Consider the following 25280-nt stretch of genomic DNA (forward strand, 5'->3'; position numbering starts at 1 on the left):
GGCCTGAACGCTTTTGTGGGGGTTGCATGTCTTTTACGCGTCGCGAGTTCACCCGTTCCGGGCTTGCCGTGCTGGGCGCGCTGTCCGCCACGTCCTCGGCGTCTGTCTCCGCAGCGCCGGCCCGGGGTGCGCCCCTGGCGGTCGGCGCGGGCGATGAATCCGAGCCGCTGGGCGGGCAGCCACCGGCCGGCGCCGCGGCATCGGTCGCCGACTTCGACTACCAGATCAGATATCAGCGCGCCTTCGAGGCGGTGCTGTGGGCCATGCCCGCCGTGGCGATGTACAGCTTTCGTCGCGCCGCATTCGACGGGCTGGGCCTGAAGGACAACGACATCATTGCGTACTCGGCGACGGCCACGCCGCGGCTGGAAGCGATCACCGCGAACAGCACCACGCCGTACATCACGGCGTTCACGGACCTGCGCAACGGCCCGGTCGTGCTCGAGGTACCGCCGGCGGGACCGGACGGCAGCGTCTACGGGCAGGTCGTGGACGCGTGGCAATTCACGATCGCCGACGTCGGGCCCTCGGGCCTGGACAAAGGCAAGGGCGCCAGATTCCTGTTCACGCCGCCCGGCTACGGCGAGCGAGTGCCGGATGGCTATATCCACGTCGCGTCGCCGAACTACCGGATATCGCTGGCCTTCAGGTCGGTGCCGGCCCCCGGGAAAACCGCCGAAGACGCGTACCGCTATGCACGCAAGCTGCGCATGTATGCCCTGTCGCAGGCGCGGACGCCGCCCGAGCAACGCTTCGTCGATCCGATCGATCAACGGTATCCGACCTTGCCGTTCTACGACGAACGGCACTTCCACGACATGCATGCCATCCTGAGCGTCGAGCCGGTCAAGGAGCATGACAAGGTGATGATGGGGATGCTGGCATCGCTGGGCATCGAGCACGGCAAGCCTTTCACGCCCGACGACAAGGCGCGCAAGGCGATGCGGCAGGCGGCCATCGATGCGTGGTTCTACATGCAGCAGTGGTTCGAAAACTTCCCCGCGGAAAAACGGTATTGGCCGGACCGGCACTACGCCTCGCTGCTCCAGGCCGACCGCAATCGACGATTCACGTTCGTCTATGACGACCGGATCGATCTGATCGAGCGCGCCGCCGAGTACTTCTGGTGCACCTACATGCCGAAGGAGCTGGGCGACAACCCCGCCACCCAATACCTCATGGCCGTTGCCGACGCGGCCGGCAAGCCCCTGCAGGCCGGCAAGCGCTACCGGCTCGACGTGCCGGCGCAGATGCCGGTCAGGCAATTCTGGGCGCTGACGGTCTACGACCGCGCTACCAATGCATTCATCTACAGCAAGTCCGGGCGCACCACGTTGTCCTCCTACGACGTGGACCGCATGAAGAAGAATGCCGACGGCGGCGTGACGCTGTTCATCGGACCTTCCGCCCCGGCGGGCTACGAAAGCAACTGGATTCCCACCGAGGGCAAGCGCCCGCTGCCGGCCATGCGCTTCTATGGCCCGACGGAGGCGCTGAATACGAAGCGGTTCAAGCTGGATGATTTCGTGCTGGTCGAATGAAGTCGGTCCGGCGCCTCCGTCAGGGCCCCATCGATCCGCACACCGCGCCGAGGGGCGTCCGCGCAGCACACGCGCACGTGCATCCGCGCAGCGCAACAGTTCAGCAGTTCCCGCCATATCATTCATGAGGAAAGTGTCATGAAGAGAGCGTTTCTGAACCGGTCCGGCTGGCATAAGATCAGTGGGTTTGCCCTGATTGCCGCCATTCTTCTGGGCGCCGGCGCCCAGGCCTGGGCCCAAGCCGCGCCGGCAGGTAAAAAGGAGGCGAACACCCCGGAAGACATGTTCGACCGGACGGTCTTGCCGATATCCCCGTACCAGAAGGTGGGCAAGCTCGCCCCGACGATCAAGGGCTCCGACCCGATCAAATGGCCGGTAGAGGTGTCGGCGCCCGAAGGGGCACCCAACATCCTGCTGATCATGACCGATGACGTGGGTTTCGGTGCCACCGAGCTCTTCGGCGGCGCCATCCCCACGCCGACCTATGACCGGCTGGCAAAGAATGGCCTGAAGTACAACAACTTCTTCACGACCGCCGTCTGCTCGCCATCGCGCGCCGCCCTCATCACCGGCCGCAACCATCACGTCGCGTCGACCGGCATCATCATGGAGTTCTCCACACCGTATCCCGGTTATCACAGCCTGGTGTCCAAGAGCGTGGCGACCATCGGCGAGATCCTGACCAGCAACGGTTACGGCACCTCGTGGTTCGGCAAGAACCACAACGTGCCCGATTGGCAGACGACGCCGGCCGGCCCCTTTTATCTGTGGCCCACCGGACTCGGGTTCGAATACTTCTACGGGTTCCTCGGCGCCGACGCCCACCAGTTCCGCCCCGCGATCTACGAGGGCACCACGCCGCTCGACCCCTATCTCGGCAAGGAAGAGACCTACACCCTCAACGAGGACATGGCGGACCGCGCGATCAAATGGATCCGCACGCAGAAGGCGGTGTCGCCCGACAAGCCTTTCCTCGCCTATTACACGCCGGGCACCAACCACGCGCCGCATCACGCGCCCAAGGAATGGATCGACAAGTTCAAGGGCAAGTTCGACATGGGCTGGGACGAGCTGCGCAAGCAGACGTTCGAACGGCAGAAGAAGCTCGGCGTGATTCCGCAGAATGCGGTGCTGCCGCCCACGCCCGAGGAATACAAGCGCTGGGATTCGCTTTCTCCTGACATGAAGAAGGTCACCGCGCGGCAGATGGAGGCCTACGCCGCAGCGCTCGCGCACGCCGACTACGAGATCGGCCGCGTCATCGACACGATCGACAAGCTGGGCGAGCTCGACAACACGCTGGTGATCTATATCCAGGGCGACAACGGTTCGAGCGCGGAAGACCCGACGCCGGACGGCATCGGCATGACCAGCGAGATCGTGACGATCGTCAACAAGTTCAATGACACGCCCGAGTTCATGATCAAGAACATCGACGAGATCGGCGGCATGTGGATGCAGAATCACTTCGCCCGCGGCTGGGCGCATGCGATGAACACGCCCTATCAGTGGGACAAGAAGCTGGCCTCCCATCTGGGCGGATCCAAGACGTCGATGGTGGTGTCGTGGCCCGCGCGGATCAAGAAGACGGGCGAGATGCGCAGCCAGTTCGTCCACATCACCGACATCGTGCCGACCATACTCGAGGCCGCGCACCTGCCGACACCGAAGAAGGTGAACGGCGCCGAGCAGGTGCCCATGAATGGCACCAGCTTCCTCTACACCTTCGACGACGCGAAGGCGCCCGAGCGGCATACCACCCAGTATTTCGAGATCATCGCAAACCGCGCCATCTACCATGACGGCTGGATGGCAAGCACGACGCCGGTGATTTCTCCGTGGAGCGCGCCGCTGAGCAAGAAGCCGGATTCCGTCGAAGACTACAACTGGGAGCTCTACAACCTCAAGGAGGATTTCACCCAGTCGAAAGACCTGGCGAAGCAACATCCGGAGAAGCTCGCGGAGCTCAAGAAGCTCTTCGACAGCGAAGCCAGAAAGAACCAGGTCTACCCGCTCGATGACCGCTATGTCGAACGCGTCTTGCCGGAGAACCGACCCCAGCACAATGTCGGGCGCAACAGCTACACCTACTTCGACGGCGTGACGCGCATCACCGAAGGCATGGCGCCGAACATGAAGAACACCTCGTATTCGGTGACTGCGGAGGTCGTCGTTCCGGACGCGGGGGCGAACGGCATACTCATGACGCAGGGCGGCTACTTCGGCGGCAACGCCCTGCTGCTGATGGAAGGCAAGCCCACCTTCCTGTATGCGCGGTCGCACTATCCCGAGCACAAGTACAAGGTACAGGCGCCCGACAAGCTCGCGCCCGGCAAGCACACGGTGAAGGTCGATTTCGCCTACGACGGCGGCGGCGCCGGAAAGGGCGGCACGGCAACGATCTACGTCGACGGCAAGCAGGTGGCGCAGGGCCGCATCGATCAGACGGTGCCCGTGCGCGTGAGCGCCGACGAGACGCTGGACATCGGCGAAGACACCGGCACGCCGATCGTGCGCGACTACCAGGTGCCCTTCCGCTTCAGCGGCGAGATCGAGAAGGTGGTGATCGACCTGAAGTCGTGAGCGGCGTCGCGCAGGCAGCGCAAGGCCTGCGCGCGCCGCGCTATCCGCGGACGCCGCCGCGACCACACGGCGGCCAGCGGCAAGAGGCAAACGGTTGGCGCGGATCCGAGACCGAATCGACGGCCGCGGGTCCGTGCCACCGCCGACCGACAGGCGCGCGACCGCGGGCGCCCTGCGCGCGTGCTCGGCCCACGCCCGTGCCGCATCCGCCTGCGCCTCGAGCGGTCGGTCGGGCCGGCCATCACTGCCCTTTGCCAGGCAGGCTCGGCATGAGCCTTGCCGGGATCTCGGCAAGGCGCAGGGACGGCGCCATCCGCGTCGAGGGCATCGCCGTTGCCAACGGCGCTATCGGGGTGAGCTGCGGCATGGAGACGGGCAGGGGCGACGAGTGGCGGGCGCGTGTCACGGATCGATTCCTGATTGGCGCGGAGTCTGGCGGTATACGCGCATATTACCGTCAGCCGGCGGCCCGGCTGACGCCGTGCCCGCGGGTCAGCCACAGGGATGTGCCTTGCGCAGCCGCCAAGCCTACGGCGCAGAAAGCATGCCCATCATGGCGACCACGCAGGCACACAAACTCAATGCCGCGAGCCAGGCGTGCATGCGCCCTTTGGCCCCGCATCGAGCCGGGCCTTGGGCCGACACGACCCTCCGCCTGCACCAGACGCCCCAACAGAACGCGGACCCGCACAGCAATAGCGCGGCGGCGACCAGAAGCGCTGACCGCGGCTGTGTCCACCCGACGCGGACCAGCAACAGCGCGTTTGCGAAGAGGGCAAGCATCGTCCGCCGCCAGGCAAGAAGGGTGCGCTCGGGTTGAAGCCCGGGATCGCGGCTAGTCAAGGATTCGCAGCCCGACGAAGACCGACAGCGCCGCGAGAATGATGCAGAGGATCGCCAGCGGGGGATTGTGCGGCAGGGCGCGCTTGTTCCGCATCGCGATCTCGTTGGCTCGCCACCTGAGGTAAGCGATCACGGTGCAGAATGCGGCCAGACTCACGAGCCCGATGGCGCCCACAGCGCTGCGCGGCGCCGGATGGATACGCGTCAGGTGGTCGAGAACAATGCCCGAGGCCAGCAATGCCAGCGCAGTGCGTATCCAGGCAAGATAAGTGCGCTCGTTGGCCAGTGTGAAGCGGTAGTCGGGATCTTCTCCCTCACACTGCCACTGCGGTTTTTTCATTGCGGCTCCGGGATGCGTCGACGGATCCGTCGCGCGCCGTGGACGCGCCTCGAACCGGATCCGCCGGTTGCGGTTAATCGAGCTTGGCGACGGTCGGGCCTGCGAGGGGAATCTCCATGCAATCTTCGCCAAAGAAGATATTTCCCTTGTAGATCTCGGCCACTTCCTTGATGACGCGCTCTCGAATCCCGGGCCGGTCGAACTGCTCCGTGACATGCGAGATCACGAGGCTCTTGGCATTGGCCTCTGCCGCCGCCTGCGCCAACTCGCGATGACCCATGGTGAACGCGGCAAACGCCTTGCTCGGCGCAGTGCCCGAGTAGTAGTGGCACATGTGCACGAGGACATCGCAGTCTTTGGCAAGGGTCGTCAGGGCGCGACACGGGCCCGTGTCGCCGGAATAGACGAAAGATTGTCCGTCCGCATCGACACGGAATCCGTACGAGACCAGGTGAGGCGCAAAGTGATGCACGGGCGCCACCGTCACTTTCCAGTTCTCCGTCTCGATGACCGCGTCCTCGGCGATCTCATGCAGCACGGGGGCCGGCCTGGCACGCTGCCCTGCGCCGCCGCGGGCCTGGTAAACGTCGATGCTCGCCTGATTCTGCGTGCGCGATATCAGGTCCGGCCCGAAGACCCCATCGTCGTCGATGAGGCGCGCCGTGATCGCCTTCAGCGGTGGTGGACCGTAGACCTCCAGTTCCCTGATCTTGCCGGCGCCCTGGTCCCATCGGGTCAACAGAAGCCTGGGATAGTCACCCATGTGGTCGTAGTGATGGTGGCTGATGAACAGGTGCGAAACCTTCGTGGCCGGAATGCCCAACTCCAACAGGCGATGATGCGCACCGAACCCGTGGTCGAAAACCAGATATTCATCGTTGATGCGAGCGACGTAGCCCGAACACATGCGATGGAGGGAGGGCGTAGGTGTGCCCGTTCCCAGAAGCCAGAGCTGCATGATTACTCCTGTGAATCAATCATTACCCGTGATGCCCAGCGTCTCGATCAACGCGGCATATTTCTTTTTCTCTTGCTGCACGAATGCGGAGAATTCGGCCGAACTCATGGCGGTCGTTTCGACGCCCTGCGCCGCGAGGGTTTGCTTCACGTCGGCGGACTGCAACGCCGCCTCGATCTCCCGGTGCAGGCGCTCGAGCACGTCGCTCGGCACGCCCGCAGGCGCAAACACGCCAAACCAGCCTGCCAGATCGAGCTTGGGATACCGGGCCGCCAATGCAGGAGCCGAGGGCAGCGCAGGGCTGCTCTGTTTGGCGGCGACGCCGAGTGCGATCAACCGTCCGTCCCGCACGAGCGGCATGGCGGGTGGCATGCCCGAGAAATACACGTTGGTCACGCCGGCGGCGGTATCGGCGACGGCCTGGCTGCCCCCCTTATAGGGAATGTGCAGCATCTCGATGCCGGCTTCGCGCGCCAGGAGGGCGCCGGCAATATGCGCGGGGCTGCCGGGTCCCGCCGAGGCAAAGCTCAGGAGACCGGGATTGGCTTTTGCCGTTGCGACAAAGGCGTCCAGGGTTTTCGCCCCGGTGTTCTGGCTTGCGACCAACAGCAGCGGCGTGGAGCCGGCGAGGGCGATAGGCGTGAAGTCTTTGTCGATGGAATAGCCAATGCCCTTTTGCACGATCGGGTTGATGACCATCTCGGAGGTGTATGCGAGAAGCAGGGTGTAGCCGTCTGCCGGAGACCGGGCCACGTTGACCGTCCCGATCGAACCGGCCGCGCCGGGCTTGTTCTCGACGACGATCGGTCCACCCAGGCTGTCACCCAGTTTCCTCGCCAGCACGCGCGCAATCACATCGCCGGTGCCGCCGGGACCATACGGGACGACCAGGCGGATGGGCCGCTCTGGATAGGCCGCTGTCGCTGCGGATGACATCGCATTCGAGGCCAGGAACGCCAGCAGAACGAGCGTTCCGCGGCTGCGAAGGTACCTGCTGAGTTTCATGGATTTCCCCACTTCAAAATGCCGATCGGCACGGGATAATTTTGGATGCATCCACCCGACTGGGGGGATAACATTTTGGTTATGCTGCAGTGGTAAAAACCCCTATGAGCGTGAGTCAGCCCGCCGAAGGCGCGCCCGGCCTCTACAAATTGCGCCTGCGCGATCTGCAGCTGCTGCAGCAGATCGCCGAGCTGCGTTCGCTGACCGCCATCGCCGATATCAGAGGCATCACCCAGCCCGCGTTGAGCCGGGCGCTCAAGGACATCGAGACGGCGCTCGGGGCTCAGGTTTTCGAACGCGCGAAAAGCGCCATGCTGGTTCCGACACCGATCGGACGGCAGGTACTCGCCCGCGCCGCGCTGTTATTGGCCGACGCCGATGCGCTGCAAAGCGAACTGCATTCCTTCGAGAATGGAAGGGGAGCCCATCTGCGGCTGGGCACGATTCCGTACGTCACCACCAACCTGCTCGAAGGCGTCCTGGCCACGTTGACCCAGGAACCTTGGCAGATGTCGGTCAGCGTCACCGAGGGGACGACGGATCAATTGATCGCATTGCTGCGCCGGCAAGCGCTGGACGTGGTCATCGGCCGCCTGTCCGCGGATGTCTCGAACGATCTGTTTCGAGAGCGCCTGTTCACCCAGCAAGCCGGCATCGTTTCCAGTATCAGGCTGGGGGCCGCCCCGCTCACCTTATCGCGCCTGCTGGACCATGAATGGATACTGCCGCCTTTGCGTAGCCCGACGCGGCAGGCGTTTACCGAACTCTTCGTGGCGCATGATCTGGCAACGCCGGTCGCTCGGGTGGAGACCACGTCGCTGAACGTCATTCAGGCGGCCCTCCGGAACGACGATCGTCGTCTGGCCCTGCTGCCCGCCGACATCGGGCGGGAGCTTCAGCAACAGGGTTTGCTGGCATACCGGGATTTCCCCATCCCTTTTCCCATGCCCGCCGTCGGCATGATCTCGCTTCCCATCACCCGGTCGCTGCCATCCGTCCGCGCGTTTCGCGACGCCCTCTATCGGGTGTTGCCCCGCGTGCCCATGTGACCACGGATCGACCCCGGACTACCGGCGCCGCGTCAGGGTCCGGAGCACATTCGCCAGCTTCCGGATGGCCAGTTCCATTTCGCGCGGCGAGTAGGCCGCGAATCCCAGCAGAAAGCCCGGGCGATCGCACGCCGATGCGTGCAGCGGGGTCAATCCCAGCAGGTCCACGCCGGCCGCGCGCGCGGCTTCGACCGCCTCCTCCTCCCGGATCCCGCACGTCAGCACGCACTGCAATTGCAATCCGCCGATCGGGACCGTGGGTTCGACGAAGTCGGCGAGATGCTTGCGCACCAGGCGGACCAGGGTGTCGCGTCGCTCGACGTATACGCCGCGCATGGCGCGCACGTGCGCGCCGAAGTGTCCGCCTTCCATGAAGCGCGCCAGCGTCAATTGCGGCAGGGTGGCGCTGTGCCCGTCGAGCAGCGTGCGGGCCACCGTCATGGGCTCGACGAGCTGCGGCGGCAGCACCATGTATGCGATGCGCAGGCCCGGGAACAGGGATTTGGTGAACGTGCCGATGTAGATGCTGCGGTCATGGCTATCCAGCCCCTGCACGCACGCGGTGGGTTTGCCGGCGTAGTGGAATTCGCTGTCGTAGTCGTCTTCCAGGATCCAGGCGCGTTGCTGGTTCGCCCACTCGACAGCCGCCAGGCGGCGCTCCAGGGACAGCGTGCTTCCGGTGGGGAACTGATGCGACGGCGTCAGGAACACCGCTTTCGCGTCCTTGCCCGAGGTTTGGAGATGCTCGACGCGCATGCCCTGGCCGTCCAGCGGTATCGGCGCGCAGCGCAGCCCCGCGGCCTGGAAGGCCTTGCGCGCCCCGTAATACCCGGGATCCTCGATGCAGATCACGTCGCCGGCGTCCATCAGCACGGTCGCGCACAGCGTCAGCGCCTGCTGCGAGCTGGTCAGCACCAGCACGCGTTCCGCGGTGGCCCGCGCGCCGCGTTCGAGGCTGACGTAATCCGCGATCGCGCGCCGCAGTCTCTCCGTGCCCTGGGGCGGGCTGTGGGCCAGCGCCTGGCTGTCGTATTCCTTCAGGACCTGGCGCTCGAGTCGCTCCCAGGTCTGGAGGGGGAAGCTGCGGGTTTCGGGCACGCCCGGCGCGAACGGACGCGGCAGCGAGAACTCGCGCACGCCGCCGCCCTCCAGGATCGCCGCGCCGCGCCGGCTCAGGCTGACGGCGTCGCGGCGGGCGGGTTGCTTGCGTGCGGTGTGCCGCTTCGCCGGGAGCCGCGCCTGCTCCGAAACGAAACTGCCGCTGCCCACGCGGCGCTCGATGTAGCCCTCCAACTGCAATTGCCGGTAGGCGGATTCGATCGTGTCGCGCGACACACCCAGCGATACGGCCAGCGCACGCGACGCGGGCAGCGGTTTGCCGACGCCGATCGTGCCGTCGAGGATCAGCTCACGCAGGCCGCGCTGGATGCGCAGATGCAGGGGGTTGGCGCCGCGGGACGGGTCCTCGATCCAGGCCTTCACGGTTTCGAGCTGCGCGTGCTTGAACATACGGTTCCGACCGGTGAGTGGTGTCGCGACCGCCCGGGCGATGAGGTGGCGGACACGCCGAGCGCGACAGGCGAAGCAGAAAAAATGGTATGCCTCACTTTAAATAAATGGAGGGACAATTCCGGCCATTCTAGCTTTAAAAAGTGGCCTGTTCCGACCGCGTTGCGCCCATTCCAGGAGTTTCAGGCAGGCCATGACATCCACCACTTCCCCCGCTTCCACCGGATCGCTTCGAGCGGGCGATCTCGTCCACCCTATCGTCGCGGGGCTGATCTCCGTCATCGTCAACTATGGCGGGACCTTTGTCCTCGTTTTCCAGGCTGCCAACGTGGCGGGACTGAGCCCGTCGCTGACCGCCTCGTGGGTGTGGTCGATCTCGATCGGGGTGGGCCTGACGGGCATCCTGCTGAGCTGGGTGACGCGCGAGCCCATCATCACGGCGTGGTCGACGCCGGCGGCCGCCTTCCTGGTCACTGCCCTGGCGACGACGCCCTACGCGGAGGCCGTCGGCGCGTATCTGGTCGCGGCTGCGGCCTTCGTGATCCTGGGCCTGTCGGGCTGCTTCGAGCGCGTGATCCGGCTCATCCCGCCGGGCATCGCGGCGGGGCTGTTGGCCGGCATCCTGCTGCAATTCGGCATCGGCGCCTTCGGCAGCTTGAGCGTCGATCCGGTGCTCGCCGGATTCCTGATCCTCGCCTACCTCGTGTTCAAGCGCTTCACCGCGCGCTACGCCATCGTCGGCATTCTGGTGCTCGGGCTGGCGTTCCTGCTCGTGCAGGAACGGGTCGACCTGGCGGGCCTGTCATTGCAGCTGGCCGCGCCGGTCTTCACGATGCCGATGTTTTCGTTGAACGCGCTGCTGAGCGTGGCCCTGCCCCTGTTCCTCATCACGCTGACCGGCCAATACATGCCGGGCATGCTGGTGTTGCGCAACGACGGCTTCAAGACCAGCGCCAACCCGATCCTCACCGTCACCGGCCTGGGGTCGTTGTTGATGGCGGTGTTCGGTTCGCACGGCTTCAACGTGGCCGCCATCACGGCGGCCATCTGCACCGGCAAGGAGGCGCACGAAGACCCGTCGAAACGCTGGGTCGCCGGCGTGGCGGCGGGCGTCTTCTACATCCTGGTCGGCGTGTTCGGCGTGACCCTGGCCGCGGTCTTCATGGCCTTCCCGGCGACCTTCATCGCCACGCTGGCCGGATTGGCGCTGCTAGGCACGATCGGCGCGAGCCTGACGCTCGCCATGCAGGACGCCAGGACCCGGGAGGCATCGCTGATCACCTTTCTCGCCGCCGCCGCGAACATCAAGATGCTGGGCATCGGCGGCGCATTCTGGGGCCTGGTGATCGGGTTAATGGCCTACTGGGTTCTGCATGGCCGCCTGCTGCCCCGAGGACGGTGACGCTAGCGCTCGCCGCCCTCGTCGCGCATCGCGCGCAGCTTCTTCCACAGCGTGGTGCGCGAGATGCCCAGCGCCTTCGCCGCCAGGCCCATGTGGCCGCCGGATTCCGAGATGGCCTGCTGGATCGCGCGCTGCTCCGCATTTAGCCGTGTGGACGCCAGGGTGGCGGTGTCTTCGAGCTTGGACTCGGGGAAGATGTCGGCGGCGGACAGCGTCACGTCGTCGCTCATCACGCAGGCGCGCGTGATGCGATTCTTCAGCTCGCGCACGTTGCCGGGCCAGTCATGGGCGGCCATGGCCTGGCGGGCCTGCGCGTCGACTGCAAGGTCCGCGCGGCCCAGTTCGTCGAGCATGCAGCGCGTCAGTGCGTCGAGCGCGTCGGCACGCATGCGCAGCGGCGGCATCGCGACGCGGCCCACCGACACCCGATAGAAGAGATCGGCCCGGACCCGGCCGCCGGCGACGGCCTCCTCGACGTTGCAGCGGGTGCTCACCAGGATCCGGCAGTCCGCGTGCCGGCTCTGCGACTCGCCCAGCGGCCGGTACTCGCCATCCTCGAGCACGCGCAACAGCAGCGCCTGGGCCTTGGGGCTCAGCTCGGCGATCTCGTCGAAGTAGAGTGTGCCGCCCGAGGCCCGCGAGAACAGGCCGTCTCGGGCCGCGCTAGCGCCACTGAAGGCGCCCTTGGCGTGGCCGAACAGTTCCGCCTCGACCAGGTCGTTGGCGAGGGCGGCGCAGTTCACCGCCACGAAGGGCCCGCCCGCGCGCGGCGAGCGCAGATGGCAGTAGCGTGCCGCGCGATCCTTGCCGGCGCCGGTCTCACCCTCGATCAGCAGCGGCAGGCCGCTGGCCGCCAGGCGCTCGAGCTGGCGGGCCAGGGGCGCCGTCGAGTCGCCGGACGCCAGCGGATTGTCGAGCACGTTCGTGCCGGCGTCGCCGCCGCGATCGGACAGCAGGGCCCGGATGCGCGCGACGAGCGCGTCCGCATCGTACGGCTTGGTGAGGTAGTCGTTCGCGCCCGCCGCCACCAGCCGCACGGCCTGCGCGATGTCGCCATAGGCGGTTGCGAACACAACCGTGGTGTCTGAAAGATGCGGAATCAGGCGCCGGTAGAGATCCTCGCCCGACCCGTCGGGCAGGCGGATGTCGGCCAGCAGGAACACCGGCCGCAGGTGGGTGCGGCGAAACAGCTCCACCGCCTGGGCGCAGCTCTGCACCCACTGCGTGGCGATGCCCTCCAGCCGCAGGCGCTGCAGCAGCGCCCCACCGAGCACGGTGTCGTCTTCGATCAGCAATACCTGGATGTCATTCACGACCGGACTCCGATCCCGCAAAAGGCAGGCGCGCCGAGATGCGCGTTCCGCGCGCCGGCCGCGTCACGCGCAGCCTGCCGCCCATGCTGCGCACGAGATCGGACACCACGCGCAGGCCGATGCCGTCGCCATCGGTCTGCGCCCCGGCGAGCGCACGCAAGGCGTCGTCGGGCAGCCCCGGCCCGGCGTCGGCCACGTGCAGCATCAGCGCGTGCCGCCTGACGCGCGCAAACAGGAACACCCGCGCGCCCGACGGGGAGGCTTCGATGGCGTTCAGCATGAGGTTCAGCAGCAACTGGCGCACGCGTGCCGCCGGCAGGGGCAGCGCGCTGCTGTCCATGCCTTCGCAGTGCACGGACACCGCGATGCCGCGCTTGCCCGCCTGGGCGCTGACCAGCAATCGCACGTCCGCGATGTCCGCCTCGTTCAGGTGGGCGTCGCCCGGGCGGAAGGTATGCAGGCTGGCGTCCACGACCGCCTGCAGCGCGCGTACGCCGCGTTCGATGAAGTCGAGCGATTCGTCGCGGGCCTGGCGTTGGTCGCCGAACTGGCGCAGCGTCTGCACCGCGGTGCGCAAGCCGCCGAGCGGGTTGCGCACTTCATGGGCCAGCGTGGCGGACATCCGGCCCAGCAGGGCCTCGCGCTCGATGCGCGCGTGCCGTTCGGCCAGGGCCTCGCGTTCGGAGGCGCTTTCGGCCATCCAGTTGTAGGCGGCGATGAGCTCGGCCAGCTCCGGGTCAGAGGTGGACTCGGCGAGCCTGCGCGGCCGATCCTTGCGCGCGGCCTGCAGCGCGTGGGTCAGCGAGGTGATCGGTCGCTGCAGGCGGCGTGCCATGCCGTAGCAGACCGCCGCACCGAGCAGGCTCACCACCAGGCCGACCAGCACGAGTTCGAGGGCGAGCTCTCTGCGCTGGCGCAGGAAATCGGCCACATCGAGATTGGCCACGAGTTTGCCGAGTTCCGGCCGGCCGGCGTCCAGCAGGCGCCAGGTCCAGACGCCGTCTTCGCGCAGGCTGATCATCGTGCCGGACTGGGTGGCGATGCGCTCGAGCGGCACCGGTTCCACTTCGGGATAGCGCGCGACGTGCGCCACCAGGCGATCGTCGGGTCCGACGACGGCCAGGGTGCGGTCCACCACGCCCAGGTGCGTGTCGAGCGCCCGGTTCAGCACCTCGATCATCAGCGTCTCGTCGCCCTCTTTTACGGCGGGCAGGATCGCCGCCGACAGGCCGTCGAGATACACCTGGCCCAGGTTGGAGATCTGGCGGTCGAACTGCCGCGACACGCCATGCAGCGCCAACGAAATCAGCGCCGCCGAAATGAGCAGGAACAGGAGGGAAACCGCGAGCGGGATACGCGCGGTGATGGGCAGGCGCGGCATTGCGAGCTTCTTGGTGAAAACGAAATTATGCCCGCGTCGGTCGCAGCGGAAATTTGCAAGTTTTGGCAAGCGCGCGCCGCGCCGGAAAAATCCATGCCAGACGTGCCCATCCCCCGTAGATCGCGTCGACGTGTTCAGTTTCGTGAACATGCCGCGCTGAACGCTGTTCAGCCTGCGCGTCATCCGCAGCATGCCGCGCCGTGCCGCTCATGGTTATCCCGCACAGGGGCGGTGAAAGCGTGAAAGCGGAATGGAAGCGCCCCTCCTTAAAGTGCCCCCTCCTCGGCGCGCGACGGTGCGGGCCAGGGAGTGTCATCAACAATTAGGGGGAGCAAGCCTTGAGCAGCACCATATTCTCTAGAAAGCGCGATCTGTGGGGAGGTGCGTTCATTGCACTCTGCGGCGCGCTCACGATTCTCGAAGCCTCGTCGTATCAGGTCGGCGAACTGGCCCGCATGGGGCCGGGCTATTTCCCGTTGCTGGTCGGCTGCTTCCTGGTCGTCCTGGGCATCCTGGTGCCGCTGAGCCCGGATCCCGATGAGGTGCAGGAAGAGATGCTCGAGGAGCATCTGCCGCAACCCTCGCGCCGCGAGCGGGTGCGAGGCATGGCATGCATCGCCGCCGGTATTGCCGCGTTCATCGTGTTCGGCAGCCTGTTCGGCTTCCTGCCCGCCACGTTTGCGCTGGTGTTTCTTTCCGCCATGGGCGACACGTCCAACAGCGTGCGCTCGGCCGCCATCCTGGCGCTCGCGATGTCGCTGTTCGGCGCTGTCGTGTTTTCCTGGGCGCTGCAACTGCAGTTCCCCATGTTCCGTTGGGGGTGGTGATGGATTTGCTCGATAACATCCTGCACGGGTTCTCCGTCGCGTTCCAGTGGGAGAACCTCTGGTGGTCCTTCTTCGGCGTGTTCATGGGCAACATGATCGGCGTGCTGCCCGGCATGGGAGTGCTGGCCGCCATCTCGATCCTGCTGCCGCTCACGTATGCCATGACGCCGGTGGCAGCCCTGATGATGCTGGCCGGCATCTACTACGGTGCGCAGTACGGCGGCGGTATCACCTGCATCCTGCTGAACCTGCCCGGTACGCCCTCGCACGCGGTGACCTGCCTGGACGGCAATCCGCTGGCCCGTAAGGGCAAGTCGGGCTCGGCCCTGTTCATGCTGATTCTCGCCTCGTTCGTGGGCGCCAGCGTGGGCATCGTCATCATGATCCTGTTCTCGCCGCTGCTGGTCGAGGTCGCGTTCAAGTTCGGCCCGGCCGAGTACTTCTCCATGATGATGCTGGGCCTGTTCGCGGGCGCCACGCTGGCCAAGGGCTCCGCCATCAAGGGCGTCGCCATGGTCTTCCTGGGCCTGCTGTGCGGCGTGGTCGGCACCGACGTCAACACCGGCACCATCCGCTACGGCTTCGGCGTCATCGAACTGAGCGACGGCATCCAGCTCGTGGCCCTGGCGATGGGCCTGTTCGGCCTGGCGGACTTCTTCGCCAACGTCAACCGCATCGGCAAGGCGACCCAGGTCGACAGCGGCAAGAAGATGTCGGTGCGTCCCGAGCCCGGCGACGTGCGCCAGTCCGCCGCGCCCATCGCGCGCGGCAGCGCCATCGGCGCGGTCCTGGGCATCCTGCCCGGCACGGGCGCGACGATCGCATCGTTCATGTCGTATGCGGTGGAAAAGCGCGTGTCCAAGTCGCCCAACCGTTTCGGCAACGGCGCCATCGAGGGCATCGCCGGTCCGGAGGCCGCCAACAACTCGGCCGCCCAGACCAGCTTCATCCCGACCATGAGCCTCGGCATCCCGGGCGACTCCGTGATGGCGCTGATGCTCGGTGCCCTGATCATCCACGGCATCCAGCCGGGACCGCAGATGGTGACCGAGCATGCCGACCTGTTCTGGGGGCTGATCGCCAGCTTCTGGATCGGCAACATCATGCTGGTCATCATGAACCTGCCGCTGATCGGCATGTGGGCCAAGCTGCTGCGCGTGCCGTACAAGTATCTGTTCCCCTCGGCGCTGTTCTTCGTCTGCGTCGGCGTCTACAGCACGCAGAACAGCTTGTTCGATGTGGGCATGGTGCTCGTGATCGGCATGATCGGTTATGTGTTCCTGAAGCTGCGCTTCTCGCCCGCGCCGCTGCTGCTCGGCTTCGTGCTCGGGCCCATGGTCGAAGAGAACTTCCGCCGCGCCCTGCTGCTGTCGCGCGGCGACATGGGAGTCTTCCTCGATCGCCCGATCAGCGCCGGCTTCATCTATGCCATCTTCGCGCTCGCGATCTGGCTGGCCTATTCCACGATCCGTAACCGGAAGAAGGTCCAGGCACTGACCGAAGCACACGATCGGGCCTGAGCCACGATCTTCTCCACGGACCCGAAGCCCGGCTCGGGGTTTCGGGTCCGCACACAAGAGGTACAGCCATGGCCCGCAGGAATCAGGAGAACGCAGAATGCCCCGCCGCCACGGATGTGACGGTGGTGCGCAAGATCCCGTTCGTCGAGCTCGTCGAACTGCTGGAATTCAACCGGCTGCGATTCGACGTCGTCGGCAGCAGCAAGCGCAGCGCGCTTCTCGGGGTGCAGGAATGGCAGTGCGGGGTGTGCGACGAACAAGCGTCGCCTCCCGATGGGGTGTACGTGTGTTCGACGGTGGAAGCGTTGCAGAAGGCGGTGCTGCCGCCCGACGACACGCAGTTGCAGATCGACCTGTCCTCGAAGCGCCGCATCAAGCTGCGGGCGCTCAAGGCCCACGCGCGCGGCGGCTCGCCGCGTCCGACCAGCCTGCGCGTCGACGTGCAGGCCCTGATCAGCAAGGTGCTGGTGCCCGCGCAGGCGCCCGCCCACCTCTTCGAGATCGTCAAGCACGTCGTCGTGTCGCGTCTATGGGTGGAAGTCGCACGCGTGTAGATCCATGCGGGGCGCTTCGGGCTTGCGCGCATCCAAAGCCGCCGCCCCAAAGAACGAGGCCGCATGAGCGGCCTCTCTGCATGGAGCGCGCGCCCGGTCGAATATCCGATCAGGCCGTCTTCAGGAGCAATGCGGGCTGCCTTGCTGGCGCTTGAGCGCCTGCAGCTCCTTTTTCTTCTTGTCTTCCTTTTCTCCCTCGCGGTGCGACCTGATGGCGAGAAACATGAACGTGCCCAACACGATGAGCTTGAACGCACCGAAGATGACAGGGACCCAAAAATTCATCATTTCCTCAAACGCTGCGTGCGCAGCTACATTCCCGACGCGCGGGCCGGGCAAACACCAACGGACGACGGCTGCGACGGCGCCACACCGCTGCTACGGATGAAATTCTACCGCCAATCTCCATACAAGCAGTTGAATTGCTGGATTTGTATGGTGTTGTATGGGTTTTCGGTTGAGGAAATCCATACATCATGGCGAGCGTAGGTCATTTGACCCGTCCCCATAAAGTGGCGACGCGTGCGTGATGGGTCCGGCGGCGTCTGCGCCGACGCTGCGCGGCCGCATGGCGCGGCCGTGTCAGGGATCCTGGCGGGCCGGCGCCTCCAGCGGCGCAGCCAGGTCGTCCCGGGCGTCTGCCTGCAACCCGATCCCCACGCGCTGGGTGAAAAGCGGCGCGCCCAGCGACGTGAGCACGACCAACATCAGGATCACGTTCAGCACCGGCCCGTCCACCAGGGGCTCGCCGGCGGGGTCGAGGGTGCGGTGGGCCACGGTGGCCGCCGCCAGAGTGGCCGCCACCTGCGGCAGCGTGAGGCTCCACACCAGGCCCACCTCGCTGCGCGTGTAGCGGAACAGCGGCGCCAGCGCCATCGCGGCCAGGCCCTTGCCGCCCACTAGGGCGAATAGCAGGCCGAACGCCAGCACGGGCTGTTGCACGAACGTGAGGAGCGCGTCGATCGGGTGCAGCAGCATGCCCGTGGTCAGGAAGAACGCGGGGATCAGGAAGGTGTCGCTGATCAGCTTCATCACGCCGGCGTTGCGAGACTCGGGTGCCGCCTGCCGCACCGCGATGCCCGCGAGGAACGCGCCGACGATGCCGTCGAGTCCGAACAGCTCGGCCGCCTGGCTCGCGACCGCCACGGCCAGAAAGAAGACGATGATGCGCGACTCGTCGCGCTTCATCCGGGCGAGGATGCGCCGCAGCACCCAAGGGCCGCCGATCACGATCGCGGGGATGAAGACGGCGATCTGGAGCAGCTGCAGCTCGATTGCCTTGACCGAGAAGCCGCGCTCGTGCGTGATCAGGCAGATCGCCAGGACCAGCATCGCGGCGACATCGGTGAACACGGTCGCGCCGGAAGCCACCATGACGCTCACGCGCTGCACGATGCCGAGCCGGTTGAGGATGGGATAGGCGAGCAGCGTGTGGGAGGCGATCAGCGAGCCGATGAGCAGGGCGGCATTCACGCCGTAGCCGCACGACCGCGCGACGTAGTAGCCCATCGCCATCGGCAGGGAGAAGGTCAGCACGCCGAACACGATCACCTGCGTCCGCGCACGCTTGAGCAGCGCGAAGTCGATGTCGTAGCCCACGAAGAACAGCAGCAGCGCCACGCCCAGCTCGGCCGCGAGTTGCGCGATCGGCAGCTCCGGCTGGAGCAGGTTGAATCCGGTCGGACCCAGCAGGAAGCCCATCACCAGAAAACCCAGCACGCCCGGCACCCGCAGGCGTTCGCATATCAGCGGGAGAATCAGGAAGAAGAGCAGCCACAGCACGAATCGGGTGAAGGGTGCCAGGCTGAGAAATGCATCGACGGCCGATTGGGTCCACGTCATGGCGCTACCTTTTCTGGTGTGTCGTGCGCGGCGCTGCCGCGCGAGTCGTGATTGCCGTCGTGCGTTCAGAAGCTGACGGCCAGCCCCACGGAGAAGCCCCGCACGTTCGAGCCGAACAAGAATCGCCCGACCATCCGCGTGCGCGTGATGAAGACGTCGTAGGCACTGGAGTCCAGCTCGAGGCCGGCGCCCAGCGAGGTGAGCCTGTCGAAGCCGAGGATGCCGCGCTGGTCCCCCAGAAACTCGGAATGGGTGAGCTCGAGCACATAGCGCACGGGGCGTTGCAGCGCGGTCCAGCCGGTGGGCGCGCGATATCGCGCCCACAGATTCGCCGAGCGTGCGCTGGCGTTCCCTTTCACGGCCGCCGAGCTGTCGAAGCTCTGGAGCCGGATGTCCGAGTACCGCAGTTCCACATCGACCTCGTAGCCCGGGCGATAGTGTTCGTAGTCCAGCATCAGCGAACCGCCCAGGCCGTAGGCGTTCAAGGAGCCGCGGTCGAGAAAATCGATGTCCCGTCCGGTCTGCCTGCCGACATACCAGCTCGCCGCGCGTACGTCGCTGGACACGTTGCCGAGCGCGAAGTTGAAGATGGGCCGCAGCTTCAGCTCATCCGTCAGCTTGAAATCCCATCCGATGCCGCCGGTGGCGGAGAGGCTGTTCCATTTGGTCGGGATGGAGCGGGTCTCGGCGCCCTGGGTGGCGACGAACGTCGGGTCGTAGCGGCTCGCCGCGATCACGCCTTCGAGGTAGATCGGAACGGACTTCGAGATCGTGTCGCCGCCGCCCAGCTGGGTCATGAAAAACTCGTTCGATCCCGTGGTCGATCCGCCGCCGCTGCCGATGTTCAACGAGCTGGTCGTGATGTCGGGCACGATCGAGAACGACATCAGCGCCAGCACGCCGTTGGCGCGTTTCTGCAGATCGTCCTTGGTCAGGCGCAGGCCCTGTGCCTGCGCCGTGGAGAATGCCAGCGCGCAGAGCATGCTGGCGGCGAGCCCGATCCCCGTTCGGCATTTCCCGGACAACGCGATCATGACGATTCTCTCTGCACGTTGATGAAGGATGTCGACGTCCGTGGGCTCAGGGGTTGACCATGGACGCGCGTTGCGCGACGAGCAGCGCGTCGCTCTGGTCGATCCTGATCGTTCCGATACGTGGGAATTCGTAGTCGACGATGATGTAGAGCGCGGATGTCATGACCAGGGCGTAGACGATGGGGTGCGTGAGCCCCGTGCGTCCGGCGGCGGCGAGCGTCATGCCCACGAGGCCCGCACTCACCAGCGCCAGCAGGCCGAGGAACACGTACGTCATCATGGGCGGATGCACCTTCTGCGTGACGGTCTGCGTGGTGGCGACATCGAACATCTCGTTGACGGCGGCGACGTACGACGCCGCGAAGGGCGGCACGCTGACTTGCGCCGCCTGCATGGACCGGCGCCAGATGGATTGCTGGGCCGACGCCGCGCGCGCGGCGATGGCGTCGCGCGCATCGAAATCCGCGAGATTCCGGTAGTAGAGGATGCGCTCGTCCACGTAGCGGCGGAAGTCGTCGCGCAACGCGGGCTGCGCCTGCGGCGCCAGCAGGTCGATGCGCAGCCAGGCCGTGCCGATGGCGTTGACCTCCTGCACCAGAATGTTGCGCCGCTCCGCCATGCGTTGCGCGGCGCCCGAGAAGGTGAAGGCCAGCAGCAGGCCCAGCAGCGCGAAGACGGAGGCCTCGATGGCGGCGGCACCCGCCCGGCTCTTCTCGTCGCCGCCCTTGCCGAATCGCTTGCCGAGCGCGATGGCGCCCAGCAGCAGCAGGAAGAACGAGACGGCGAGGGCCAACAGGATCAGGGAGTAGTTCATCTTGGTTCCGGGGTCGGGCAAGGGAGGCATGCGAGCGCGTGGGGCAGGCGGGGCGGAACGTGCCGGGATTCAGGGTGCGCCCGCCCAGACCTCGATCCGGTCGCGGCCGGCCCGCTTGGCCGCATAGAGCGCTTCGTCGGCGCGCTGCACCGCAAGCCCGATATCGCCGTCGGCGGGCGTCCATCCGGCGACGCCGCCCGAGATCGACACGTGGCCCACGCCCTCGATCGCGGCGGCGGCCACGCTCTGCCGGAGCCGCTGCGCCACGTCCAGCGCGATTGCCTGCGTGGCCGTGGGCAGCAACACCAGAAACTCCTCGCCGCCCGCGCGAAACGCCACGTCCTGGGCGCGGATGGCGCGCTTGATGATGCCGGCGACCGCCACCAGCACCCGGTCGCCCGCCGCGTGGCCGTGGGTATCGTTGATGCGCTTGAAGTGATCCAGGTCGAGCGCGATGAAGGCGCCGCCCTGTCCGTCCCGGTCCCATTGCGCCAGCGCGGCGTCGAGCGCGCGGCGGTTGGCCAGGCCTGTCAGGGGATCGGTGTGGCGCTGCGCGTCGAGCCGGCTGACTTCATGGCGATGCTGGGCCAGCGTGGCCTGCGTGGCGATGCTCAGCGTCTGTGCCTCGCGATACCAGCCGCGTGGCAGCGCCTCGTCGTGGCGCCTGCCTTCCAGCACCGCCGCCAGCCGGCGCAGGGGTGCCGCCACGGCGTAGGAAAGCGCGACGACCGTCAACAGCGTGAGCAGCGCCGGCGCGAGCGCGCGGCGGACGGCCTCGCCCAGCAGGCTGCGCACGGGCGCCATGATGGCCTGCACCGGCTGCCGCGCAACCACCGTCCAGCTTTCCTTGCCCACCGCGATGGGCGCGTAGCCCACGACCAGGTCGCCGTCGCGCGACGCAACGACGCGTGCGCCGGGGCGCGCGATCGCAGCGTTCATGTCGAGCGGCAGCGGCTTCGCGCCCGCCGCGTAGAGATACAGCACGCGCGCGTCGGCGCTCTGCAGAAAGGCCTGCATGCCGGTGCCGGCGGCGGGATCGGCGATCAGGCGCTGCATGCCGCCGTCCTGCTCGAGTCCGACCTGCACGACCAGCGTCGCGCCGCCGTGCGCCGGCGCATCCGCGTCGATGCGCCGGCGCAGCGTCAGCATGGCGCGATCCGCGCTGCCGTGCGTCACCGACAAACTCGGCGTGTCTGGCGTTTGGTCGGTGGCGGGGCCCGGGGCCTCGGCAGCCGCGCCCGCGGGGCTGACCGCAAGTGTCTTGCCGTCGGCGTCGATCAACATCGCCACGAGCGAGCCGTCCACCTGGCGTCGGAGGCGTTCCAGCTCGCGCCGGGTGGCCTCGGGCGAATCGGCCTGGCGCAGCGCCTGCGCGCTCGCGTCGGCTTGCCGGTCCAATGCCGCCAGGTAGATGCCGATGGCTTGCGACAGCTTCTCCGCGTAGGCCTGGGTCTCGCGCTCGGCGTGCGCGAGCGCGCGCTCCTGCTGCACGTCGTAGCTCGCGAAGAATGCGCTGTAGAAACCGACGCCTACGCCGAGGACGGTAAGCGTCACGAGGATCGCAAGCAGGCCGGGGAGCCTGCGGGTTGCCGCTCGTCTGTGGGGCGCTGTCGCCATGCGCTGCTTCCGGTTAGGGGCCTGCGTGCCAATGGCGTCTGCCGATCTCGGCGGCAGACGCCCTCGGGCAGTCGGTTCACTTCACTTTGACGATGTCGTCCGGCCTCCAGGTCTGGTCGTAGAACGCGTTCTCCGCGCCGTAGAGTCGCAAGGTGATGAGCACGGCACGCTCGGGCACGGTCTTGATGAAGGCGGCGTCCACCACGTCCTTGGGCTTTTCCGGGCCGAACCAGATCTCGATCGACCCGTCCTTCTGCTTCGGGATGTCGTAGTAGCCGTTGGTGGAGGGCATGAGCTGGTCGGTCTCCGGCATGGTGCCGTCGGTCACGTTGTAGACCGTCACCGCCCAGAACAGGGCCGCGGGAATGCCCTCGGGAATCCGCAGCTTGTAGGTGTGCGAGCCGTTGAGCAGGTCGCCATTCGCGTCGCGCACCGTGAGGGGGTACTTGGATCCCGCGCCCGTCGTGCGCATCACCATCGCCGGCGCCGACGAATACGCCACCTGGAAGAAGGCGGCGCGCTGGTCCACGTCGAGATAGTTGTCCTGCATCCATTCGGCCGTCGCGCCGGCCCAGGTGGTCTCCCACTGCCGGTCCTTGTAGTACAGATTGCGCTTGTCGTCGCGGCCCAGCTGGCGGTGGGCCATGATCATGCGCGGCGCCGTCTCGACGGCCTTCTTGAGCAGTTCCTGCTGGCGCGGCGTGGGCTTGAAGGGCTGGCCCTTCACGATGCCGATCGAGGCGAGCACGCCGCGCAGTTCCGGATCGATGGCCGCGATCGGCTCGTAGTCGACGAACGCCTTGAGCTTGTTCCAGTACTCCTGGTCGACCGGATACATCATGTCGATGCGCTTGCCGGTGCCATCCGGAAACTCCATTGGCTTGACGTCTTTCTCGGCCGCCCACAGCGGGTAGATGCGGGTGGACTCGGCGGCCTTGACCGCGGGCGTCGGATCCGGCTTGCCGTCGCCCTTGCCCATGATGGTGCGGAAGAACAGGAACACGTTGTAGGTGGGCGACTTGAACACGAAGTAGCCGCTCGGCACGTGGCCGTCATAGTCCGGCGGCAGCAGCAGATACAGGCCGCCGCGCGCGCGGTCGGGCCCGACCGCGCCCACGTCGGTGAGCGTGCGCTGGAAGAAGTCGGTGAACATGCCGATGACGTTGGCCGGCGCATTGACGACCAGCGGACCGGTCTTCTTCAGGTCGAGGTAGTTCATGGAATAGATCACGTCGGCGTTCGGCGTGGGCACCATCGCGCGCGCATCCATGCGCTCCTTCCAGATCGGCAGCACGTTGTAGCCCGCGCCGAAGGCCTTCTCCGAGCCGTCGCGCATGCCGATCACGTTGAGCGCCGGCAGCATCGTGATGTAGGCATGGATGGCGCGCTGGTAGTAGAGCTCGTCGCGCAGGCTCTCGGCCTCCTTTTCGTCGAGCCAGTTGCCGCCATTGAGTTGCCGCACCAGCGGCGACATGGGGGCCGCGGCATTTTGCGCCACCGCGGCGGCGCAGGTGCAGGCGGCGAGCAGGGCTGCCGCGAGGGTCAGGCGAGTCTTCATGGTGTCACCGATGGGTAGGTTGTCATGCGTCGGCGCCGGTCGTCCTGATCGATCGCGGGTCGGGACGGCCGGCGCATCGGCTTACTGCACTTTCTTGATGACCGGCGGCTGCCAGGTGCCGTCCAGGATCGCCTTCTCGCCCCAGTACGCGCGCAGGTAGAGCGAGATGGGCTCGGAGGGCGACGGCAGCCAGTTGGCCTCCTTGTCCTTGCCCGGCGAGGTGGGGCCGACGTACAGCGTCAGCGAGCCGTCCTGCCCGCGCACCAGGTCGCGGTTCTTGGTGCCGAGCGAGTAGCGCTTCAGTTCGTTCTCGCTGAAGAGGTGATGCTTGTTGTAGAGCGTGAGCGACCAGAAGCCCTTGACCGGCGGCAGCTGCCCGGCGGGGAAGGTGATCTCGTAGCGCTGGCTGCCATCGAGCTGCGCGCCGGTGCCGTCGAAGTCGGTGTAGAAGTACTGGGTCTCGTTCGGCCGGTTGTCGAACATGTTCGATTTGGCCGTGCCGGTGCGATTGAAGTAGTCGAGGCCGGTCTGCGCGTTGTTGACCGAGCGGTTCCATTGATTGCCGGCCGGCTTGCCGTTGTGCTTCCAGCGGAAGAACGGCCCGATCACTTCTTCCTCGGTCTCCTTGGCGACCTGCAGCAGCGCCTCCTTGATGGCGGGATCCTTCTGTGCCGCGGCGAGCACGGCGCGGAATTGCGCGTACATGGCTTCTTCGCCCGGCAGCGGCGGCACCATCTCCAGCACCTGGGGCAGCTGGTCGAAGAATTTTTCCGGGATCACCCAGCGGGTCTCGCCGCTGCTCGCGCTCTCGGCATTGGGATTGGGGATGTCGGGCGTGGTCTTCCAGTCGATGGTCTTCATCTTCCCGTCGAACTCCTTGAGCGGATAGAAGACCATCTGGTTGATCTTGCCCTGGATGGCCGCGCGATCCGCGTCCGTGTCGTCCATGAAGATGCGGGGAATGGCATTGGCCAGCACGGTCGGGCTGCGGATGATGCCCTGCACGCCCTTGGGCTTTTCGCCTTTCCAGTTCGGCCCGACCAGCAGATAGAAGCCGGGCTTGGAGCCATAAGGCTTGCCGAGTTCGCCGAACTGGTTGGTGCGCTGGTCGTACAGGGCATAGACCCAGAAGCGGTCGCCGAAGTCCGGCACCTGGGCGATCACGGGCTCCTCGTCCAGCGAGAAAAAGCCCAGCCCATACACCACGTCCTGGTTGGGGCAGGTGACGAACGTCTCGCTCGGCGTGATGTAGTCGTGCAGCATGCCGATCTTGCCGCGCGGCGCCGCGGGCAGGATGCCGCCCAGCAGACCGGGATGGGGTGCCTGGGTGATGCGGTCGTGCCGGTTCATCATGTTCACCATCGGCCACGCCCACACATAGGCCATACGCCCGATGGTCTTGGCGTACTCAGGATGCATGACGATGTCGGGCGCGGGCATCGTCAAGGTGTCTTTGGTGGTGGAGGCGGCGTGCAGCGCGGCCGGAACGGCGGCAAGCAGCATCGAGCAGCCCAGGGACAGGGCGACGAATCGGTTCTTCATTGAACATCTCCGTGAATGACGCGCGCGGCGGCGACGGAAGGCGGCCGT

The 25280-nt window shown here is 66.4% G+C and carries 21 protein-coding genes; 8 read left to right on the plus strand and 13 right to left on the minus strand.

Going from position 1 to position 25280, the window contains the following annotated elements:
- The first annotated feature begins 68 nt into the window (after nt 1-68).
- Both CEG14_RS01165 and CEG14_RS01170 read left to right on the plus strand, forming a co-directional pair.
- Nucleotides 69-1541, plus strand: coding sequence for a DUF1254 domain-containing protein (locus tag CEG14_RS01165; RefSeq protein ID WP_256985547.1), 1473 nt, complete (start codon nt 69-71; stop codon nt 1539-1541).
- 138 nt (nt 1542-1679) lie between these two features.
- Nucleotides 1680-4124, plus strand: coding sequence for an arylsulfatase (locus CEG14_RS01170; protein ID WP_094824526.1), 2445 nt, complete (start codon nt 1680-1682; stop codon nt 4122-4124).
- A 528-nt stretch (nt 4125-4652) separates the two neighbouring features.
- Here the strand turns inward: CEG14_RS01170 and CEG14_RS01175 are convergent.
- The 4 genes from CEG14_RS01175 to CEG14_RS01190 all read right to left on the minus strand — a co-directional run bounded on the left by CEG14_RS01175 (nt 4653) and on the right by CEG14_RS01190 (nt 7270).
- Nucleotides 4653-4907 carry a hypothetical protein gene (locus CEG14_RS01175; RefSeq protein WP_373454160.1) on the minus strand — a complete coding sequence of 85 codons (255 nt, stop codon included), beginning with the start codon at nt 4905-4907 and terminating at the stop codon, nt 4653-4655.
- A 52-nt stretch (nt 4908-4959) separates the two neighbouring features.
- Nucleotides 4960-5307 carry a YidH family protein gene (locus CEG14_RS01180; protein WP_094824528.1) on the minus strand — a complete coding sequence of 116 codons (348 nt, stop codon included), beginning with the start codon at nt 5305-5307 and terminating at the stop codon, nt 4960-4962.
- A gap of 73 nt (nt 5308-5380) precedes the next feature.
- Entirely contained in the window at nt 5381-6265 is an 885-nt protein-coding gene (locus CEG14_RS01185; protein WP_094824529.1) for an MBL fold metallo-hydrolase, read from the minus strand.
- A 15-nt stretch (nt 6266-6280) separates the two neighbouring features.
- A complete protein-coding gene (locus tag CEG14_RS01190; RefSeq protein ID WP_094824530.1) occupies nt 6281-7270 on the minus strand; it encodes a Bug family tripartite tricarboxylate transporter substrate binding protein in 990 nt (329 codons plus the stop codon).
- Nucleotides 7271-7374: 104 nt separating this feature from the next.
- On the opposite strand from CEG14_RS01190, the gene CEG14_RS01195 reads away from it, so the two are divergent.
- Nucleotides 7375-8319, plus strand: a complete 945-nt coding sequence (locus CEG14_RS01195) for a LysR family transcriptional regulator (protein ID WP_094824531.1) — start codon at nt 7375-7377, stop codon at nt 8317-8319.
- A gap of 18 nt (nt 8320-8337) precedes the next feature.
- On the opposite strand, the gene pdxR is transcribed toward CEG14_RS01195, so the two are convergent.
- Nucleotides 8338-9828, minus strand: a complete 1491-nt coding sequence (pdxR, locus tag CEG14_RS01200) for a MocR-like pyridoxine biosynthesis transcription factor PdxR (protein WP_094824532.1) — start codon at nt 9826-9828, stop codon at nt 8338-8340.
- Between the two features lie 193 nt (nt 9829-10021).
- On the opposite strand from pdxR, the gene CEG14_RS01205 reads away from it, so the two are divergent.
- Nucleotides 10022-11230: a benzoate/H(+) symporter BenE family transporter gene (locus CEG14_RS01205; RefSeq protein ID WP_094824533.1), complete on the plus strand. Its 1209-nt coding sequence runs from the start codon at nt 10022-10024 to the stop codon at nt 11228-11230.
- Between the two features lie 2 nt (nt 11231-11232).
- On the opposite strand, the gene CEG14_RS01210 is transcribed toward CEG14_RS01205, so the two are convergent.
- Both CEG14_RS01210 and CEG14_RS01215 read right to left on the minus strand, forming a co-directional pair.
- Nucleotides 11233-12543 carry a sigma-54-dependent transcriptional regulator gene (locus tag CEG14_RS01210; protein WP_094824534.1) on the minus strand — a complete coding sequence of 437 codons (1311 nt, stop codon included), beginning with the start codon at nt 12541-12543 and terminating at the stop codon, nt 11233-11235.
- Nucleotides 12536-14116 (minus strand): sensor histidine kinase, encoded by a 1581-nt coding sequence (locus CEG14_RS01215; protein ID WP_256985548.1) that lies wholly within the window; start codon nt 14114-14116, stop codon nt 12536-12538. Before CEG14_RS01215 ends, CEG14_RS01210 begins: the two co-directional genes overlap by 8 nt.
- A gap of 146 nt (nt 14117-14262) precedes the next feature.
- Here CEG14_RS01215 and CEG14_RS01220 point away from each other — a divergent pair, with 146 nt between their 5' ends.
- The 4 genes from CEG14_RS01220 (at nt 14263) to CEG14_RS26210 (ending at nt 17314) form a co-directional block, all read left to right on the plus strand.
- A complete protein-coding gene (locus CEG14_RS01220; protein ID WP_256985549.1) occupies nt 14263-14751 on the plus strand; it encodes a tripartite tricarboxylate transporter TctB family protein in 489 nt (162 codons plus the stop codon).
- The gene (locus tag CEG14_RS01225) at nt 14751-16271 is read left to right on the plus strand and encodes a tripartite tricarboxylate transporter permease (RefSeq protein WP_094824536.1); all 1521 of its coding nucleotides are present in this window, start codon (nt 14751-14753) and stop codon (nt 16269-16271) included. The genes CEG14_RS01220 and CEG14_RS01225 overlap by 1 nt, the downstream gene beginning before the upstream one ends.
- Nucleotides 16272-16339: 68 nt before the next feature.
- Nucleotides 16340-16825, plus strand: a complete 486-nt coding sequence (locus CEG14_RS01230; RefSeq protein WP_094824537.1) for a hypothetical protein — start codon at nt 16340-16342, stop codon at nt 16823-16825.
- Nucleotides 16826-16888: 63 nt separating this feature from the next.
- Nucleotides 16889-17314, plus strand: a complete 426-nt coding sequence (locus CEG14_RS26210) for a hypothetical protein (RefSeq protein ID WP_179280521.1) — start codon at nt 16889-16891, stop codon at nt 17312-17314.
- Nucleotides 17315-17407: 93 nt separating this feature from the next.
- On the opposite strand, the gene CEG14_RS01235 is transcribed toward CEG14_RS26210, so the two are convergent.
- From CEG14_RS01235 to CEG14_RS01260, 6 genes are all read right to left on the minus strand, one after another.
- Complete coding sequence (locus CEG14_RS01235; protein ID WP_094824538.1) at nt 17408-18667, minus strand: cation:proton antiporter; 1260 nt, start codon at nt 18665-18667, stop codon at nt 17408-17410.
- 65 nt (nt 18668-18732) lie between these two features.
- A complete protein-coding gene (locus CEG14_RS01240; protein WP_094824539.1) occupies nt 18733-19650 on the minus strand; it encodes a hypothetical protein in 918 nt (305 codons plus the stop codon).
- Between the two features lie 97 nt (nt 19651-19747).
- On the minus strand, nt 19748-20515 hold the full coding sequence (locus CEG14_RS01245) for a bestrophin-like domain (protein WP_094824540.1): 768 nt from the start codon (nt 20513-20515) through the stop codon (nt 19748-19750).
- A 69-nt stretch (nt 20516-20584) separates the two neighbouring features.
- Nucleotides 20585-22069, minus strand: coding sequence for a GGDEF domain-containing protein (locus tag CEG14_RS01250; protein WP_143277157.1), 1485 nt, complete (start codon nt 22067-22069; stop codon nt 20585-20587).
- Nucleotides 22070-22208: 139 nt separating this feature from the next.
- Nucleotides 22209-23690 carry a DUF1254 domain-containing protein gene (locus tag CEG14_RS01255; protein ID WP_094824542.1) on the minus strand — a complete coding sequence of 494 codons (1482 nt, stop codon included), beginning with the start codon at nt 23688-23690 and terminating at the stop codon, nt 22209-22211.
- An 81-nt stretch (nt 23691-23771) separates the two neighbouring features.
- Nucleotides 23772-25232 (minus strand): DUF1254 domain-containing protein, encoded by a 1461-nt coding sequence (locus tag CEG14_RS01260; RefSeq protein WP_094824543.1) that lies wholly within the window; start codon nt 25230-25232, stop codon nt 23772-23774.
- Nucleotides 25233-25280 lie beyond the last annotated feature (48 nt).

This window comes from Bordetella genomosp. 1 (assembly GCF_002261335.1).
Lineage (GTDB): Bacteria > Pseudomonadota > Gammaproteobacteria > Burkholderiales > Burkholderiaceae_B > Bordetella.

What these genes read in the sequence shown, in the direction of transcription:
- CEG14_RS01205 (WP_094824533.1), top strand. Translation starts at nt 10,022, where the DNA reads ATGACATCCACCACTTCCCCCGCTTCCACCGGATCGCTTCGAGCGGGC.
- CEG14_RS01170 (WP_094824526.1), top strand. Translation starts at nt 1,680, where the DNA reads ATGAAGAGAGCGTTTCTGAACCGGTCCGGCTGGCATAAGATCAGTGGG.
- CEG14_RS01175 (WP_373454160.1), bottom strand. Translation starts at nt 4,907, where the DNA reads ATGCTTGCCCTCTTCGCAAACGCGCTGTTGCTGGTCCGCGTCGGGTGG.
- CEG14_RS01230 (WP_094824537.1), top strand. Translation starts at nt 16,340, where the DNA reads ATGGCCCGCAGGAATCAGGAGAACGCAGAATGCCCCGCCGCCACGGAT.
- CEG14_RS01195 (WP_094824531.1), top strand. Translation starts at nt 7,375, where the DNA reads ATGAGCGTGAGTCAGCCCGCCGAAGGCGCGCCCGGCCTCTACAAATTG.
- CEG14_RS01235 (WP_094824538.1), bottom strand. Translation starts at nt 18,667, where the DNA reads ATGACGTGGACCCAATCGGCCGTCGATGCATTTCTCAGCCTGGCACCC.
- CEG14_RS01225 (WP_094824536.1), top strand. Translation starts at nt 14,751, where the DNA reads ATGGATTTGCTCGATAACATCCTGCACGGGTTCTCCGTCGCGTTCCAG.
- CEG14_RS01180 (WP_094824528.1), bottom strand. Translation starts at nt 5,307, where the DNA reads ATGAAAAAACCGCAGTGGCAGTGTGAGGGAGAAGATCCCGACTACCGC.
- CEG14_RS26210 (WP_179280521.1), top strand. Translation starts at nt 16,889, where the DNA reads ATGAGCGGCCTCTCTGCATGGAGCGCGCGCCCGGTCGAATATCCGATC.
- CEG14_RS01185 (WP_094824529.1), bottom strand. Translation starts at nt 6,265, where the DNA reads ATGCAGCTCTGGCTTCTGGGAACGGGCACACCTACGCCCTCCCTCCAT.
- CEG14_RS01245 (WP_094824540.1), bottom strand. Translation starts at nt 20,515, where the DNA reads ATGAACTACTCCCTGATCCTGTTGGCCCTCGCCGTCTCGTTCTTCCTG.
- CEG14_RS01255 (WP_094824542.1), bottom strand. Translation starts at nt 23,690, where the DNA reads ATGAAGACTCGCCTGACCCTCGCGGCAGCCCTGCTCGCCGCCTGCACC.
- CEG14_RS01190 (WP_094824530.1), bottom strand. Translation starts at nt 7,270, where the DNA reads ATGAAACTCAGCAGGTACCTTCGCAGCCGCGGAACGCTCGTTCTGCTG.
- pdxR (WP_094824532.1), bottom strand. Translation starts at nt 9,828, where the DNA reads ATGTTCAAGCACGCGCAGCTCGAAACCGTGAAGGCCTGGATCGAGGAC.
- CEG14_RS01240 (WP_094824539.1), bottom strand. Translation starts at nt 19,650, where the DNA reads ATGCTCTGCGCGCTGGCATTCTCCACGGCGCAGGCACAGGGCCTGCGC.
- CEG14_RS01215 (WP_256985548.1), bottom strand. Translation starts at nt 14,116, where the DNA reads ATGCTGCGGATGACGCGCAGGCTGAACAGCGTTCAGCGCGGCATGTTC.
- CEG14_RS01260 (WP_094824543.1), bottom strand. Translation starts at nt 25,232, where the DNA reads ATGAAGAACCGATTCGTCGCCCTGTCCCTGGGCTGCTCGATGCTGCTT.